This window comes from Paenibacillus sp. FSL R7-0216, from assembly GCF_037969915.1.
GTDB lineage: Bacteria > Bacillota > Bacilli > Paenibacillales > Paenibacillaceae > Fontibacillus > Fontibacillus rhizolycopersici.
In genome coordinates this window covers 2,906,273-2,921,332 of the sequence record NZ_CP150222.1, presented here as the reverse complement: position 1 = coordinate 2,921,332, position 15,060 = coordinate 2,906,273, and the positions used below count along the sequence as shown (strand labels likewise).

General features: G+C 50.2%; 13 protein-coding genes. 10 read left to right on the top strand and 3 right to left on the bottom strand.

Annotated elements, in window-relative coordinates; genetic code table 11:
* Window positions 1-241: 241 nt before the first annotated feature.
* Together MKZ15_RS13210 and MKZ15_RS13205 are read right to left on the bottom strand one after the other, a co-directional pair.
* Window positions 242-1,435: a Ger(x)C family spore germination protein gene (locus tag MKZ15_RS13210; protein ID WP_339816487.1), complete on the bottom strand. Its 1,194-nt coding sequence runs from the start codon at window positions 1,433-1,435 to the stop codon at window positions 242-244.
* Complete coding sequence (locus MKZ15_RS13205) at window positions 1,432-3,027, bottom strand: spore germination protein (RefSeq protein WP_339816486.1); 1,596 nt, start codon at window positions 3,025-3,027, stop codon at window positions 1,432-1,434. The genes MKZ15_RS13210 and MKZ15_RS13205 overlap by 4 nt, the downstream gene beginning before the upstream one ends.
* Window positions 3,028-3,208: 181 nt before the next feature.
* On the opposite strand from MKZ15_RS13205, the gene MKZ15_RS13200 reads away from it, so the two are divergent.
* From MKZ15_RS13200 to MKZ15_RS13180, 5 genes are all read left to right on the top strand, one after another.
* Window positions 3,209-4,786 (top strand): spore germination protein, encoded by a 1,578-nt coding sequence (locus tag MKZ15_RS13200; RefSeq protein ID WP_339816485.1) that lies wholly within the window; start codon window positions 3,209-3,211, stop codon window positions 4,784-4,786.
* Entirely contained in the window at window positions 4,783-5,889 is a 1,107-nt protein-coding gene (locus MKZ15_RS13195) for an endospore germination permease (RefSeq protein ID WP_213622895.1), read from the top strand. The genes MKZ15_RS13200 and MKZ15_RS13195 overlap by 4 nt, the downstream gene beginning before the upstream one ends.
* Entirely contained in the window at window positions 5,882-7,060 is a 1,179-nt protein-coding gene (locus MKZ15_RS13190) for a Ger(x)C family spore germination protein (RefSeq protein ID WP_213622896.1), read from the top strand. The genes MKZ15_RS13195 and MKZ15_RS13190 overlap by 8 nt, the downstream gene beginning before the upstream one ends.
* A 19-nt stretch (window positions 7,061-7,079) precedes the next feature.
* Window positions 7,080-7,235, top strand: a complete 156-nt coding sequence (locus MKZ15_RS13185; protein ID WP_155608469.1) for a hypothetical protein — start codon at window positions 7,080-7,082, stop codon at window positions 7,233-7,235.
* A gap of 159 nt (window positions 7,236-7,394) precedes the next feature.
* Window positions 7,395-8,441, top strand: coding sequence for an HD domain-containing phosphohydrolase (locus MKZ15_RS13180; protein ID WP_155608468.1), 1,047 nt, complete (start codon window positions 7,395-7,397; stop codon window positions 8,439-8,441).
* A gap of 68 nt (window positions 8,442-8,509) precedes the next feature.
* Here the strand turns inward: MKZ15_RS13180 and MKZ15_RS13175 are convergent, their stop codons facing one another.
* Entirely contained in the window at window positions 8,510-9,226 is a 717-nt protein-coding gene (locus MKZ15_RS13175) for a L,D-transpeptidase family protein (protein ID WP_339816484.1), read from the bottom strand.
* 307 nt (window positions 9,227-9,533) lie between these two features.
* Between MKZ15_RS13175 and sigI the strand changes: the two genes are divergently transcribed.
* The 5 genes from sigI (at window position 9,534) to MKZ15_RS13150 (ending at window position 15,007) form a co-directional block, all read left to right on the top strand.
* Window positions 9,534-10,295, top strand: a complete 762-nt coding sequence (gene sigI, locus MKZ15_RS13170) for an RNA polymerase sigma-I factor (RefSeq protein WP_339816483.1) — start codon at window positions 9,534-9,536, stop codon at window positions 10,293-10,295.
* The gene (locus tag MKZ15_RS13165; RefSeq protein ID WP_204801154.1) at window positions 10,276-11,622 is read left to right on the top strand and encodes an anti-sigma factor domain-containing protein; all 1,347 of its coding nucleotides are present in this window, start codon (window positions 10,276-10,278) and stop codon (window positions 11,620-11,622) included. The genes sigI and MKZ15_RS13165 overlap by 20 nt, the downstream gene beginning before the upstream one ends.
* A 62-nt stretch (window positions 11,623-11,684) precedes the next feature.
* A complete protein-coding gene (locus MKZ15_RS13160; protein ID WP_193416081.1) occupies window positions 11,685-12,383 on the top strand; it encodes a response regulator transcription factor in 699 nt (232 codons plus the stop codon).
* A gap of 3 nt (window positions 12,384-12,386) precedes the next feature.
* Window positions 12,387-13,856, top strand: coding sequence for a HAMP domain-containing sensor histidine kinase (locus tag MKZ15_RS13155; protein ID WP_339816481.1), 1,470 nt, complete (start codon window positions 12,387-12,389; stop codon window positions 13,854-13,856).
* Window positions 13,853-15,007: a hypothetical protein gene (locus tag MKZ15_RS13150; RefSeq protein ID WP_339816480.1), complete on the top strand. Its 1,155-nt coding sequence runs from the start codon at window positions 13,853-13,855 to the stop codon at window positions 15,005-15,007. The genes MKZ15_RS13155 and MKZ15_RS13150 overlap by 4 nt, the downstream gene beginning before the upstream one ends.
* Window positions 15,008-15,060 lie beyond the last annotated feature (53 nt).

Genomic DNA, 15,060 nt, shown 5'->3' with positions numbered 1-15,060 from the left:
CTAGTAACCAGAATCATCATGATCCACCTAACATCGTTTCACGTAAATAATGAAACCAGCTAGGTAAATTCCATTGGTCTTTCAGTTTAAATAAGACTTCCGCGGTAACAAAAAAACAGAGTGAGATGAGCAGTACCTTGATTCGAGTTTTGACTTTGACCCCTTCTTTTATCTGCATGAGCCAGTCCGCCAGCATAATCAGCGTAAACAGGATCCCTATCCAGAACACGCTTATCCCTCGCTATCTATTGGTTTCATGAACGACCGAACGGTAAACGCCGCCCGAACGGTTCAGCTTAATGTCCACGCTCACTTCAATGGGGAGCTCCTTGGCATATATATTTTTCCATTGGTCTCGAACCGAATGCCAAACTTTAGGATACCTCCAGTCCAGGTACTGGCTCATGATAAAAGCGTCGGAATGGGCTTGGCGGGTTTTGGCCAACACATCAAGAAACTGTTCTTCCACTGTTTTATTGAGGATTTCCTCCAGTTTCAGAAGGACTTCCGGATTTTTTAGATCAATGTGAGAAAGAGAGGATTCTACAAAAGCTTTGGCGCTGCTCTTGACCCGAAAAGAGATGTTCTCTCCATGCACGACCGGATCGATACTCGTCTTGACATCCTCGATGAAAAAACTGATCTCTTTATCATCGGTGGGGGAGGAGATGGTTGTGGACGTATTCTTGAGCTGAGAACTAATCCAAAGCGCGATCCGGTGTTCATGGGGGGACAGCTCGATCTTCGACATCCTTCCACCGCTGAATATCGCTGCACCCCCCGATCCCATCCAGCGATTCTTCTTGGGGTCCTCTTGCGCCACTCCCGGGAGTTCCCCGAAATTTAGCAGCGGGATCAGGATATCTCCGCCTTGGTACAAAGCAATTTTGTAGTCTTTGATCGTGGTGTCCAGCGTATAGTGATGGTTTACGTATTTACGCAGGATATCACTTAAAATTCGTTCAAATACCATCGGTGAACGCGTAATTTCTTTGACGTCGCCGGGCGTTATGAACAGGCTGGCGCTGAGCCGGAAGGAGGGCTGGCGAAAGACGAATTCGACGACTTTATCCAAGCCTTTCTCCGCTTGTCTTCGGCCAACCACGATGATTCTGGTTTGACCGAAGGAGATGTTCCGCGGTAGGTCGACTTGTAGCATATTTAAAGCCTGGCTCAGATTATCCGCACGTTTGGTCACAAAGCTGAACGGATCGCCCTGAGGTTGACCTGTCCCGCCGGCTTGCCCTGGGATCATCCGGTTGGGCAGCGGAACTCCGATGGTCAGCTCCGTCTGTCCATCTTCCGTCAGGTCGATCAAGACGGTGTTCACAAATGCACGATTATTCAACTCTTCAGCAGACCAGCAGCCGCTAACTCCGATGAAGAGCAGGAAGACCAGCATTGCCTTGATGATCGTACGATGGTTTCTCGTCACTCCAGATCACCTCTCTCCTTGACCCAAGCACGAGGATTCTTGGTTTGGCGGACTTTGTTGTTCGTGAGTTGAACAGGACGCTTCTGCATCTTCCACCAGGGGGCTCGAAGGAACGTATCGCCTAAATCCTCGATCACGAGCGGTGCAATTGGGGACATATATGGAACCCCAAAGGACCGCAAATTCACCAGATGAATGTAAATCAGGATCATTCCGCAGGTCACACCGTACAATCCGAACATCGAGGCTAAAATCATGATCGGGAAACGCAGCAACCGAAAGGCCAGACCCAAATCAAAATGGGGGATGATAAATGAGGCGATTCCCGTTAATGAGACGATGATGACCATCGCCGCCGAGACGATCCCCGCCTGTACGGCAGCGGTGCCGATGATCAAAGCTCCGATAATGGATACGGCTTGTCCAATCGATTTCGGGATTCGGATCGAGGCTTCTCTAAGCGCTTCGAAAGCCAGTTCCATGGCAAAAGCCTCCCATAACGCCGGAAACGGGACGATTTCTCGGGATGCAGCGATCGTAATGAGCAGCTGCGACGGAATCATCTCCGGATGAAAGGTTGTGACGGCGATATAAATGGACGGAAGCGTTAAGGAAGCAAACACAAAAAAATAACGGATCCAGCGAATCCAGTTCGCTGCGACATATCGCTGGTAATAGTCCTCAGCCGATTGCAGCAGCATCGGCAGCGTCACCGGGGCAAGCAACACAATCGGTGAACCATCCACGAGGATGGCAATTCTCCCTTCCAGCAATGCCGCGCTGACGACGTCAGGGCGTTCCGTATACTGGAGTTGCGGAAAAGGCGAGTAGGGATTATCTTCGATAATTTCTTCCAAGTAGGCAGAGCCAAGCACGCTATCCATGTCGATGTAGGATAGTCGCCGCTGCATTTCTTTCAGCAATTCCGGCTTGCAAACATCTTCGACGTAAGCTAGAACGATACTGGTTCGCGTTTCCCGGCCTTTGTTGATCGCCGGGGTCTTAAATTTTTTCGATTTGATCCGACGGCGAAGCATCGTGAGGTTCTTCTCCAGATCTTCGATAAAAGCTTCTCTTGAACCTCGGATGACTGATTCATTAGGGGCTTCATCGATTCCGCGCGTCGGATAAGCCGAGATGGAGAACGTCAGCATGCGCGTGTCACCGTCGATCATCAGCAACGCACCGGCGTTTAGCACGGCTTGAATCGCTTGATTCAGATCATTGATGACCGTAGCTTGGGATACGCTTAACGCCTCGTCTTCGAACAGAAATTGATAGATGTCCTTCTCTTCCAATTGCGCGGATTCCCGCTGCAAACTCCGCACGATAAATTGCTGCGCCGTTTCCTGCGCAATCATGCCTCGTACGTATACCAAGACACAACGCTGACCGGAGCTGATCGTAAATTCACGGTAGATCACGTCCGAGCTGTCCTTAAGCTCCTGCTTGATCCAATCCAGACGGGTGGACAAACTTCTGTCTTTATGAGATCCGGATGAATCCGTGTGACTTGGGGGATTCGCTGGGGTTTTACCGGGCTCTCCCCCTCCGGAGAGTTTCCGGCGTTGCAGTTTTCTGATGAAAGGCATGGAACCTCCTCCTTCCTGGGCCGATTATTCCCAGTTAAGATGTACGATGCGAAGGAAATTTATTCTTTTGTCCGACTTGGGGGAGGTCTATGAAAAAACGAAAAGGGATTATTTTCGGAGCAAGTTGGTAATAAAGGGTAACGACATCAGAGATGATCTGACTTATTGGGGATGATGTGTTATGCCAAGATTTATGTTCCGAAATCAACACAAACGAAGCCCCGTCCTAAAGAGTGGAGCAGCGCAAGGCGATGCGCTCGCTTCGTCAGCCTTCGGCGGCAGCGTTCATGAGTCGATTGCCAAGATCGTCCGTATCCTAGATGCTCCTGACGACTTGGTTACCCGATTTGTCAGCGGCGGGGAGGGGATCCCGCAATGTGGGATTCTTTGCATCGCCGGATTGTCGGATTTAAATATGATCAACGAACAGATCGTAACTTCGTTGCAGCAGGCGTTTACCGCCATAGGACATGCCGAGAAGATGTCCGGACAGGATCTGTTTGATTTATTAAACAAACAATTTTTATCGGTTCAAAAATATAAAACAACCCCATCGCTCGACGACGTTCTGGTATCTGTGTTATCGGGAGATACCGCGTTGTTTATCGATGGCTTTAATCAAGTTTTGCTCATCAGCAGTAAGAAATGGACGGGACGGAGCGTGGAGGAGCCGCAAACGGAAGCGTTGGTCCGCGGCCCGCGCGAAGGTTTTAACGAAAGCATAGAAACGAATGTCATTCTTTTGCGCCGAGCGATTCGCGACCCGAAACTGCGATTTGACACCTACCGGGTCGGGGAAAGGGGAAAAAAAGAGCTCATTATTGCCTATATCGATAATATCGCGCATCCAGCCCTTGTCCAAGAGGTCAAGCGGAGAGTGGAGACGATCGATATAGACGATGCCCCGGAGAGCGGGACGATCGAGCAGATGATCCAGGACAGCTTCTTGTCTCCGTTCCCTCTCATTTTGCACACGGAGCGCCCCGATAAAGTCGCCTCTGCGATTTTGCAGGGCAAGGTCGTTATTATGCTTGACGGAACGCCGTTCGCGCTGATTATGCCAACCACGTTTGTCTCGCTGATCCAATCGCCCGAGGATTATTATGAGCGTTGGTTAATCGGGTCTTTGATTCGAATCTTGCGATATATGGCGGTCGCCATTTCTTTGACGTTTCCGTCGCTATATATCGCGCTCGTTTCGTTTCATCAGGGCATGATTCCTTCCAAGCTTGCTTTTTCGATTGCGGCTGCCCGGGAAGGAGTCCCGTTTCCTGCTGTAGTTGAGGCCTTTCTTATGGAGTTAACACTGGAACTACTGCGTGAAGCCGGGGTTCGCCTGCCGAAGCCAATCGGGCAAACGATTGGGATCGTTGGGGGGCTGGTTATCGGCGAGGCCGCCGTCCAGGCTGGAATCGTCAGTCCAATCATGGTGATCGTGGTGGCCGTGACGGCGGTCGCTTCATTCGCTATTCCGTCTTATAGCGCGGGAATCGCCTTTCGCATCCTGCGATTTCTTACGATGATTGCGGCTTCCGTATTTGGTCTTTACGGGATCATTCTAGCCATGATTATGATCTGCATTCACTTATCGAGGCTGCAAAGTTTTGGGATTCCTTATTTAACGCCACTGTCTCCCGGATTTTATCACGATTGGCGAGACATGATCATTCGGGCTCCTTATACAATGCTGACGAAACGGCCGAAATTTATGCAAACCAAAGACGATTCCAGGATGGGGAATGGGGAGGGTGGTCCGTGAAATCATTCGAATACGGGGATCGAGAAGTTGGAACCTATGAAGTATTTGCTTCAGTCGCAAATATGGTCATTGGTTTTGGCGTGCTTACGCTGCCTCGTTCGATCGTAGAAACGACGCGTTCAGTCGACGGCTGGATATCGATTCTCATCGGTGGTTTAGGCGCACTGGTGTTCACATGGATGGTTGCCAAACTAGTATCCCGATTTCCGAAAAGAAACCTCCATGACATCGCCAACGCGGTCATCGGGAAGCCGCTGGCCTTTCTTTTTACGTTGATGTTTGCCGCTTATATGCTGACTTTTGTAGCCTATGAGACCCGGGGGGTGGCCAGCATTTCCCGGATTTACCTGTTTGACCGGACACCCATCGAAGTCATTTGCCTGGTCTTCCTGCTGGTACTCATTTATGGCGTAGCGGGGCCCAGTGTGACGTTGTTTCGCTTAAACACTTTATTTTTGCCGATTGTGATTTTCCTGCTGTTCGTCTTGTTTATCATGAACATTAGTTTTTTTGAAGTCAAAAAGCTGATGCCGTTTTTTGTTACCAATTGGCGGGATGTGGTTGCCGCTTCCAAAGAGTCGGCCTTTTCATTTATCGGGTTTGAGATCTTGTTATTCTACAATGCAGTGATCAATCAGCCGAAAAAAATCGTCAAAGCCTCGACATGGGGAATGCTGATTCCGCTTGTGTTGTATTTACTCGTGTTCTTCTTCACCGTTGGGGTCTTTGGCCCCGAGGTGACGGCCAGCGTACTGTATCCTACCGCGGAGCTAGCCAAGCAGGTTGAGGTTCCCGGCGGCTTCTTCGAGCGGTTTGAATCGATCTTTTTTTCAGTATGGGTGCTTACCTTGTTTAACACGGCGGCGATGGCCTTTGACGTATCTTTGCAGGCTTTCGAGGCCGTATTCAAAAAAGCCAAGCGCACAACATTAGCATTTTGGCTAGGTCCCATTATTTTTCTGATTGTGATGCAGCCCCAAAACCTGATTGAAATTCAACAATTCGGCGAATGGATCAGTTATGTCGGCATTGGGCTCGGCATGATTTTTCCGACGCTTTTGCTTCTACTGTCTCTACTTCGGGGGGTGAAAGGGCATGCGTAAACGTATGAACTGTTACGGATGTTTGATCGCGATATTTCTGACCTTAACTTTATTTTTGACCGGTTGCTGGGACCGAGTTGAAATCGAAGAAAGAGGTTTTGTGGTCGGGGCCGGGATCGATCTCGCGGAGGATGAAGAAGCCGAGAAGGGGCAATATCGTTTAACGTTTCAATTTGTCATTCCAGGCGGATTGCAGGCCAAAGAAGGAGGAGGTAAAGGCGCTAGGGATGCCGCTTACTTTAACTTGTCTTCATCGGCAAATACGATGTTCACGGCGGCGCGGGACATGTCTTTTCTAACAAGCCGAAGTCCCTACTTACAGCACTTGCGTATGATCTTGATTTCTGAGGAGTTGGCTGAAAAAGGCGAGTTGGCCAACTCCCTGGATCTATTTCTGCGGGACCATGAAATGCGAAGAGCCACGAAAATCATGGTGACCGAAGGGGAGGCGCGTCAACTACTGGACACGAATCCGAAAAATGAGAAGCTGCCCGTCATGTATTTTGAATCCACAGCGCTAAATCCGACGAAGAGCTCAAGGATTTACCCCCCGACGACTGTCGGGGACGTGCAAGCCTTTATCCTATCCAAAAGCAGCTTTGCGCTCCCGAGAATTCGGAAGACGGACGGAGAAGTTTCCGTTTCCGGAGCGGCTCTTTTTGACGGCACTCAGCAACTGAAGGGATTCCTGAATGACGACGAAACGTCCGGGCTTAACGTCTTACGTGGAACCGCCCAGGACGGGGTTCTAGAATTTCCTCTGGATGACCGTTTCATGGCTTATGAAATCAAAGGTCTGCGGCGCACCATTCATGCGGACGTGTCCAATCCGGAGCATATTCGATTCCGTATCCGACTCGATATGGAGGGGAACGTCGGAGAATCCCAGGAGCGAATCGATTTGCTTAATCCCAGCCAATTAGCGGAAATTGAGAAAAAAACCGCAGAGCGGTTAACTCGCTTGACTTCAAGGACCCTGAGCAAGGTTCAGCAGGAGTACGGCGTTGATGTGATCGGTTTAGGGGAATACCTGAACCGCAGGCATCATGCGATATGGGAGGGGATCAAGGAGGATTGGGAGCAGGGAGAACGATTTTTTACCCGTTGCGACATCGTTGTTGAGGTCCGCACGAAAGTTCGAATTGTCGGAGCAACGGTGGAAACCAGTTGAAAGCAGGAGGTGAGATGTCATGTGGGTCATGTGGAATCTGTTGTTGGATCGACTTCCTACTCCAATGACATGGGTATGCGCGGTTTTATCAGCCGTAATCCCCTGGGTGATCTATTCTATTAATCAGACGCTGCATCGGTACGGCGATCCACCGTGGAAACGAAACGCCAAGTAGGCAGGGGCCTTTTGTCCCGTGTGATGCGAAGGATAAAGTACGAAACCCCCTCCAAAACACGCCTTTAGGACTATTCATGGGAGGCCCAATTTGCGCGATATTTATAGATAATAGTACAAATTTCGTCGGTTAACGCGCAGATGAAGAAGGGAGGGGCATATGAAAACTCACGTCATGGAGCTTCAGGAAGGGGATCGTCTAAGAACCGATGTGTTTAACCGGGCCGGTTTGCACGTTCTTCCAAAGGGGACAAGCATTCATACGGAGGAAATCGCCCTGCTGATTCGACAAAGTATCGAATACGTCGATATTGAACTACGTGCAGGGGAAGACGCCCTGAATTCGGAGAAGAACCCTAGCTTCACGCAGCGTTTACGCGATAACTTTTATTTTACGGTTAAAGGTTATCAAGCGTTATTTCTAGAGGCGCTCACGACAGGGAAATTCAACCAATCCATGGTTGAGCAGCAATTGGTGCCCATGCTTGAAGCGCTCGATCAAAGTAAGGATGTCGTTTCACTTCTGATCGCCTTCTCGGAAGAGGATGTCAATATTTATAACCATTCATTGCAGGTGGGTCTATTGTCCTACTACATTGCCACTTGGCTTGGACATTCGCCTAATGAGTGTTATGAGATCAGCAAAGCAGGTTATTTGCATGATATCGGCAAAAGCCGGGTCCGCCAGTCGCTGCGTAATCGTGAACAGGAGTTGGTTGGGGAAGAGCAGGAAGAAATGAACCGCCATACCTCCTACGGTTATGAAATTATTCGTAGGTCAACAGGGGAAGAGGTGACGGCACTTGTCGCACTGCAGCATCATGAACGGGAAGACGGTTCCGGTTATCCGGCCGGCCTCCGGAAAGAGAAAATTCATCCCTATGCCGAAATTGTAGCGGTCGCCAATGAATACATAGCCATGACTTCACCCGACGCTTCGGGTACTCGGCAAGATCTCTTATCCGTACTGAGAAACATCTACATGATGGGGTTTGGCAAGCTGAATGAGAAAGCGGTTCAGGCGTTGACTTCCAACCTCCTCCCGAACTTTATAGGGAAGAAAGTCAAATTAAGCAACGGCGAAACGGCGACGATCGTATGGAATAACCCATCTGATATTTTTAAACCGCTCGTGCAAATTGACGAATGGCAGTTCCGGGATTTATCAAGGGAACGGCATATCGAGTTAGTCCAAGTGTTTGTTTAAGCTACTAAAACATGAATAAACAACCCGTTATCTCCATCCGATGAGAACGGGTTGTTTTTGGTTTCGAATTAATCGGATAATCCTAGAGCCTGGTAGACCCGGTAAGACACAACGCCGTTGGGGATCAACCCGTGATCGCGTTGGTATTGGGTTAAGGCCTGGGCAGTTGCCCGGTTGAACTTGCCGTTACAATCGCCCTTGAAATAGCCCGCGCTCTTTAACCGTGATTGAATCAACTGCACGTCACCCCCAACGTCCCCTTCTGCCAAATCGCGTGGGTCGTGATCCGCGTCTCCGAGAATATGGCCATAGATCGTTACTTTGGTTCCTAAAGGAATCAGTTCAAACAATTCCATGACGTCGTGATTCCGCATCCGGATACAGCCATGGCTCTTGTGCCTTCCAATCGAATCGGGCCGGTTGGTGCCATGAATCCCATAAAAGCCCCATGGCACGTTAAGGCCCAGCCATCTTGGACCAAAGGAAGGCCCCCAGTCTTTGCCTTTATACGTGACCAGATACTCTCCTACAGGGGTAGGAGTCGAAGGGTTACCTACCGCAACGGGGTAGGATTTATAGGATTGTCCTTGAATTTTGACAATCAGCCGATGTTGCCGGGGGTAGACTTCGATCGAAAATATGCTTTCCTCCGAGACGATGGGCAGCGAGGGGGAGGCTCCTGCATCCGCAGGAAAAGCGATGATGGGGGTTAAGACGCATAGAAGCAGCGTAAGTACCGCCAAGGGTTGCGTTATAACCCAAACCCTGTTGTCTTTGTTAGTCATGGATTCACCATTTTACCTGATGGGATTGAAATAGGAACGAACACTCGTCAATTCCGCTTGTAGTGTCTCCTGCGTGTCGGTGATTATGCACCACTGAAGATCATCCAGATCGGTCCAGTTTCGGAAACACCGTTCGAGGCCGGGATTACTGCTACCCTCGTCCCGCTGCAAAAAGGGAAACGTTTTTGGGGCTAGAGATGCTTTTTTGCCAGTAGGGTTCAGCAACTTACTAATCGCAACGATAAAGATATATAGGGGTTCACCCCCATAAACGGTAACCATTTTACGTAATAGGAAGTGATCCGCTGTGTTGGATAGACCGATAAATGAACTACTGCATCAAGCTCAAGCGGGGAACAACAACGTAAGAGACCTGTTGATCGACTACTATCGTCCGTTCATTATCCGTGCGGTATCCCATGTTTGCAAGAGGCAGGTCGGTTGGAACCAGGATGAGGCAAGCATCGGAATCATTGCGTTCAATGAGGCGATTGACCGGTATCTCTTAGCATCCGAGAAATCATTTGATAATTTTGCTTATATGGTGATCCACCATCGTCTTATTGATGAATTTCGCAGGCAAGGAAAATACATGCAACTGGAAAGTGCCATTTGGGACGGGAGACACGCGGAGTTGGACCAGTCGCCACTTGAGGTCGCTAGTTCTTTGGAAATCTTCGAGCGGGAACAAGCGGCTGAGGCGCTCGCGGAAGAGCTTCGCTTGTACGATGTGACTCTTCAGCAATACGGGATTGATTTGGAAGAGTTAGAGGAAGTCTCTCCCAAGCATCGGGATACCCGAGCGCAGTTGATTCGGATCGCTCGAATCTTTAGTGAGCATCCGCAATGGCTCAATACGTTAAGGACGACCAAAAGGCTTCCGGCTAAAGAAATGTTAGCCGTCTTTAAAGTTAGCTCCAAAACGCTGGAGCGCAACCGAAAATATTTGATCGCGTTAATTTTGATTTATGCCAGCGAAGAGTTCAAGCGAATTAAGACCACGGTATCGTTTGAGGAAGGAGGTGTGGAAGAGGATGCAAGGAACCGTCATGAAAATCACAAAAGATAACATCGTCGTCCTCTGCGAAGACGGAACCTTCCGCAATCTACCGAAGCCGGAGGTGCTGCCGGGGTTAGGAGAGCAAATTTCAGTGACTTCATCTGCTAGGAACGGTAACGTTAACCGGCGAAACATCAGACTGACAAGGACTATAAGCTCTGTGGTCGCTTCAGTTCTGTTGCTGATCGGTGTCGTTTTCCTATTCCAATGGATGAGGCAAACCACGGAACCCCTTACTCGAGTGGCCATAGACATCAATCCGAGCATCCAACTTGGCGTTACATCAACCGGTAAGGTTAGGGAAGTGAATCTGGTTAATGATGAGGCTAAGTTGCTCATCACCCCTCGTCAGCTGAAGGGGAAGACGTTTAGCGAGGCGGTTGGTCAGATTATTACTCAGGCGAAGAGAGACGGTTACTTAGAGGACGGAACAACTAAAACCTGGATCTGGATGACGCTTATTCCACCGGAGAATTCCGATGCTCCCGCTTATTCGATCGACCGCTCCTCACTTCCGATCTCCGAGAGCTACAACCTGGAGTTATTTACAGCAACACCTGTACAGGTAGAAAAGGCGGCAGAAGCCCATTTATCCGTAAATAAATATAGGGTGTACGAGCAAGCGCAGATGCAAGGTATCAAGTTGGATATTACGGAGCTGCAGACTCATTCCATTGTATCCGTGCTTCAAGCTGTGGGCATAACGCCCGCCAGCCTCTTTGAGCATGATGTAAATAAGGAGATGCCTGCCGCTGCCGGGGGCGACCTCTCTTCTGAACCGACGCCTTCGCAGAAGACGGACGGGGACTTGAACGAGCAGCAATCGGATCCGAACGTAACAGAAGGGAAGGAGCCAATCCAGCAGAAGGGGAACAACTCTACGCGTATTCATCCGCCTGCCAAGGAGGAGGAGAAGGAGACCAAACGCTCCCAATCTTCGTCTTCGGGGAAAGAAAGACAACCTTCTATGGAACCGGTGGTAGAGCTCAGGGAAGAACCATCTTATGACAGCGCCACTGATCTGCAGGTGCCAGAAATGACAAAACCGGATCCGATTAAGGTCCCTGGGAATGAATCTGCTGGAAACGGAAATGAGAAGGAGAATGGCAACAAGCGGCCGGAGAAAGAGGTACTGGAACCCCGTAACACAGCACCATCGCAGCCTGTGAACTCGGTAGGGGAAAACCAAGGAGGAGGCAACGGGGACGCTAATCAAAAGAACAATAGTAACGGTAATAGTAACGGTAACGGTGACGGTAGCGGTAATAGACATGGCAACGGTGACGCTGAGAATAGCAATGGAAAGAGCGGAACGGTAATTACGAATAACCCGTAAACTTTCCTGCGCGTCCGCAGACAGGTACAATAGGTGTCGAGGAAAGTAAAATGGAGGCACTTATGGAGAAAACGAAAATCCTGATCATCGACGACGAAGCGGCTATCGCCGACTTATTGGCTTACGGGTTGTCCAAGGAAGGGTTCGACACGCAGACGGCGGGGAACGGAGCGGAAGGGCTGGAGCTGATGAAGTCATTCCGTCCGGACTTGTTGTTACTGGACTGGATGCTGCCGGACCAAAGCGGGCTGGACATTTGCAAAAAAGTGACGGCGGCGTACAACCTTCCTATCCTGATGATTACGGCGAAGTCGGATATTACCGACAAAATCCTCGGATTGGAATTCGGCGCCGACGATTATATTACGAAGCCCTTCGACCTTCGCGAAGTGGTGGCCCGAATACGCACGATTCTTCGCCGGATTCAGTCGACCGGAGGCGGGCAGGGGGCATCCCAGGAGGAAGAGCGGATTCGCTTCAAAAATATTGAAATTATCGAAAGCGAAAGACTTGTCCGAAAGGACGGCGAGCCCGTAGATTTGACACCAAAAGAATTCGATCTACTGCTGCGGCTTTATCGTCATCAGGGCAAAATATATACACGCACGGACCTGCTTGACCTTGTGTGGGGTTATGACTTTCCCGGAGATACGCGCACCGTCGACACCCATATTCAGCGACTACGCAAAAAGCTGGATGCCGGCGACCAGATCACCACTGTATTTGGAATCGGGTATAAATTCGAGAAACAGGCGGACTAGGCGATGATCCGTACGATTCGGGGAAAGTTTCTCGTCGGTTTCTTTCTTATCTTTGCCTTGTCCTTTGTCCTGCTGAATCAAACCGTGGACCACATCATCCAGAAGAGCAACCGGAACATTATCACCGATGATTTGATTGGGTTGAAGAAGAACAGCAATGTCTATGTTCGTCAGGCGTTCCTGATCAATCACTTCACGAACGATGATCTCTATTTCGGGCAAATGTCTGAAGAGATCGTAAATGACCTGAAGAGGGCGACCTCCAGCGAGGTTAGCGCGTATACCGTGGATGGGGTGCTGCTTCATTCGTCTTCGGAGGCGGCGTTTACCCAGGCGGCAGATGATGATTTAAAACAGGCGCTTCAAGGTAAAACCGCTTATACCATCTCCTATGAACAAGGGATGGCGGCTGTACGTTACTCTTACCCGGTGATCATCGACGGAACCAAAGTCGGGATCCTGCGATTTGCCAAGGACTTTACATTGCTGTACGAACAAAGTGGCACGATTCTGGATACCATCACCTATTTAGCATTCGGGATTATGGCTGCGGCGTTCCTGTTCTCCTATATCCTGTCACGCAATATGACCATCCCCCTGGTCAAGCTCAGCAAAGCCTCCAATGAGGTCATGAACGGGAATTTGGACGTGAGCATCGACGTTAAGCAGAAGCGACGAGACGAAATCGGCCGGTTAGCCGCTAACTTCAACGAAATGATCGGTCAAATCAAGCAGCAGATCGCCCGCATTGAACGCGACCGTGACCGTCTGGAGCGGTTGAATCAGCAGCGGAAGACGTTCTTCGACAACGTGACCCATGAGCTCAAAACCCCGCTGACCTCGATCCTCGGTTATGCCGAGATCATCCGTCAACAAGGGGAGTCGGATCGGGCTTTTTTTGATAAAGGCATGAACCATGTTGTCCAGGAAAGCGAACGATTACACGACATGGTCTTGCGGTTGCTGGAATTATCGAAGGAAACGGCGGGACGTGAAGAGTTCAGACGCGTTGAGACGGGACGAATTTTGCGCGATACATGCGAGGCTTTAACGTTTAAAGCCAAACGCTACCAAAAAACACTCCGCTGCGAAATCGACGAACAGCTTGAGGTTTACGGGCAGGAAGACCGCATCCGGCAATTGTTTATCAATTTGCTAGACAATGCCATCAAATACAGCGAAGCTCGTTCGGAGATCCAGGTTCAGGGGGGACGCGCGGGGGAGATGGCTCGTTTCCTCATTATCAATCGGGGGGAGACGATCCCGCCAAACCAATTGACTGAAATTTTCGAGCCGTATTATGTCCCGGACCGACAGGGTGCTAAAGAGACGGGGAGCGTTGGGCTAGGGCTGGGCATCGTGAAGTCCATCGTCGACGATCATGGAGGGAACATTCGGATGAGCAGCGAACACGAAATGACGACCCTTGAGGTGGCGCTACCCTTGATGATGGCGGAAAGGGAGCGGTCATGAAACGAAAGAGATTACGTACCCTCGTTTGGTTGATGATCTGTGTCATGATGTTAGCGAGTTGCGGCGGGAGACCGCAAACCCAAACGATCATCATTCCGGACACGGACGAAAGTCAGAACTCAGGCGGACAAACCGGCCCGTTCGAGGTCCAGAAGATCTACCGAATCGAACTGGCCACGAAAGGCGGGTTGATCGGCTGGTCCGGAGCGGATGCGTTGTTAGGGTATTTTAGCGGACCTGGGGGATCGCAAAGTCTTCAGGAAATCAAGCCTCCTTATGACAACCTGCTGCAGGTCCTCGAAGTGGATCCTAAACAGTTTGTATTTGATTTATCCCCGGATGGACAGCGAATTACAGCGATCGAGGAGAACGATGGCAAGTATGAGCTCAAGCTGCTGTCTCTTGCCGATGGAACGGAACAAAAGTTAAGCACTTTTGACCCTTCCCAACTCACCTCGAAATGGTTCACCTGGTCAGATAATAGCCGGTACCTCTCTTTCGCGAGTTACACCACTCAACCCGAGAGCAAAGGCCAATCCGATATCGTGGTGTACGATGTGCAGAATGGAACGCAAGCGACCTACTTGGTCCCGATCCCCGAGGGCAGCCGGGCGGAGCTGTATTCCTCCGTCCATGTTGCAGATGACGGGAACAGCGCGTTTCTTCTCTACCAACGGATGGATGAAACCTGGATTGTCGTCGGAACCTGGAAAGACGGGGTATTCACCGCTCAATATAAACATGAGTTGATCGGAGACGGTCAAGCCGCGTGGATGAATGACGATCAGGTCGCCTTCCTGGGGAGGGATGGGACGTTATACACGTACGACCTTCGGAATGAAGCGGTGACGGTCTTGCTGGACAGCGCTTTTAGCTTCAGTCTGTCCGGGGATCACCAATACGTCGCCTACAGCAAGGGGGACGGAACGTTGTTCGCCGGCAAGCTGCAGGGGAACAACGTTCTGAACGCCAAACAGATTTATCAGGGCATTCTGCCATCTCAGATGGCCTGGAGCCCGGATAACCGAAGACTGCTGATTTTCGGCGGAAGAAGTCTACTGAAAGGGAAGCCGGAGCCCGTAGAGGTGCAAAATCCAGAAACCTCCCTTCAGAGCGCCGAATGGCTGCCCTTCATTATCGAATTTAAATAACTTTCTTTCAATGGACAGGAGCGTGAACGATGACGCCCCTGTCTTTTTTGTGT

Coding starts and splice junctions, on each gene's coding strand:
- MKZ15_RS13205 (WP_339816486.1), bottom strand. CDS start 3,027: ATGCCTTTCATCAGAAAACTGCAACGCCGGAAACTCTCCGGAGGGGGA.
- MKZ15_RS13200 (WP_339816485.1), top strand. CDS start 3,209: ATGCCAAGATTTATGTTCCGAAATCAACACAAACGAAGCCCCGTCCTA.
- MKZ15_RS13190 (WP_213622896.1), top strand. CDS start 5,882: ATGCGTAAACGTATGAACTGTTACGGATGTTTGATCGCGATATTTCTG.
- MKZ15_RS13185 (WP_155608469.1), top strand. CDS start 7,080: ATGTGGGTCATGTGGAATCTGTTGTTGGATCGACTTCCTACTCCAATG.
- MKZ15_RS13180 (WP_155608468.1), top strand. CDS start 7,395: ATGAAAACTCACGTCATGGAGCTTCAGGAAGGGGATCGTCTAAGAACC.
- MKZ15_RS13175 (WP_339816484.1), bottom strand. CDS start 9,226: ATGACTAACAAAGACAACAGGGTTTGGGTTATAACGCAACCCTTGGCG.
- MKZ15_RS13165 (WP_204801154.1), top strand. CDS start 10,276: ATGAAAATCACAAAAGATAACATCGTCGTCCTCTGCGAAGACGGAACC.
- MKZ15_RS13160 (WP_193416081.1), top strand. CDS start 11,685: ATGGAGAAAACGAAAATCCTGATCATCGACGACGAAGCGGCTATCGCC.
- MKZ15_RS13155 (WP_339816481.1), top strand. CDS start 12,387: ATGATCCGTACGATTCGGGGAAAGTTTCTCGTCGGTTTCTTTCTTATC.
- MKZ15_RS13150 (WP_339816480.1), top strand. CDS start 13,853: ATGAAACGAAAGAGATTACGTACCCTCGTTTGGTTGATGATCTGTGTC.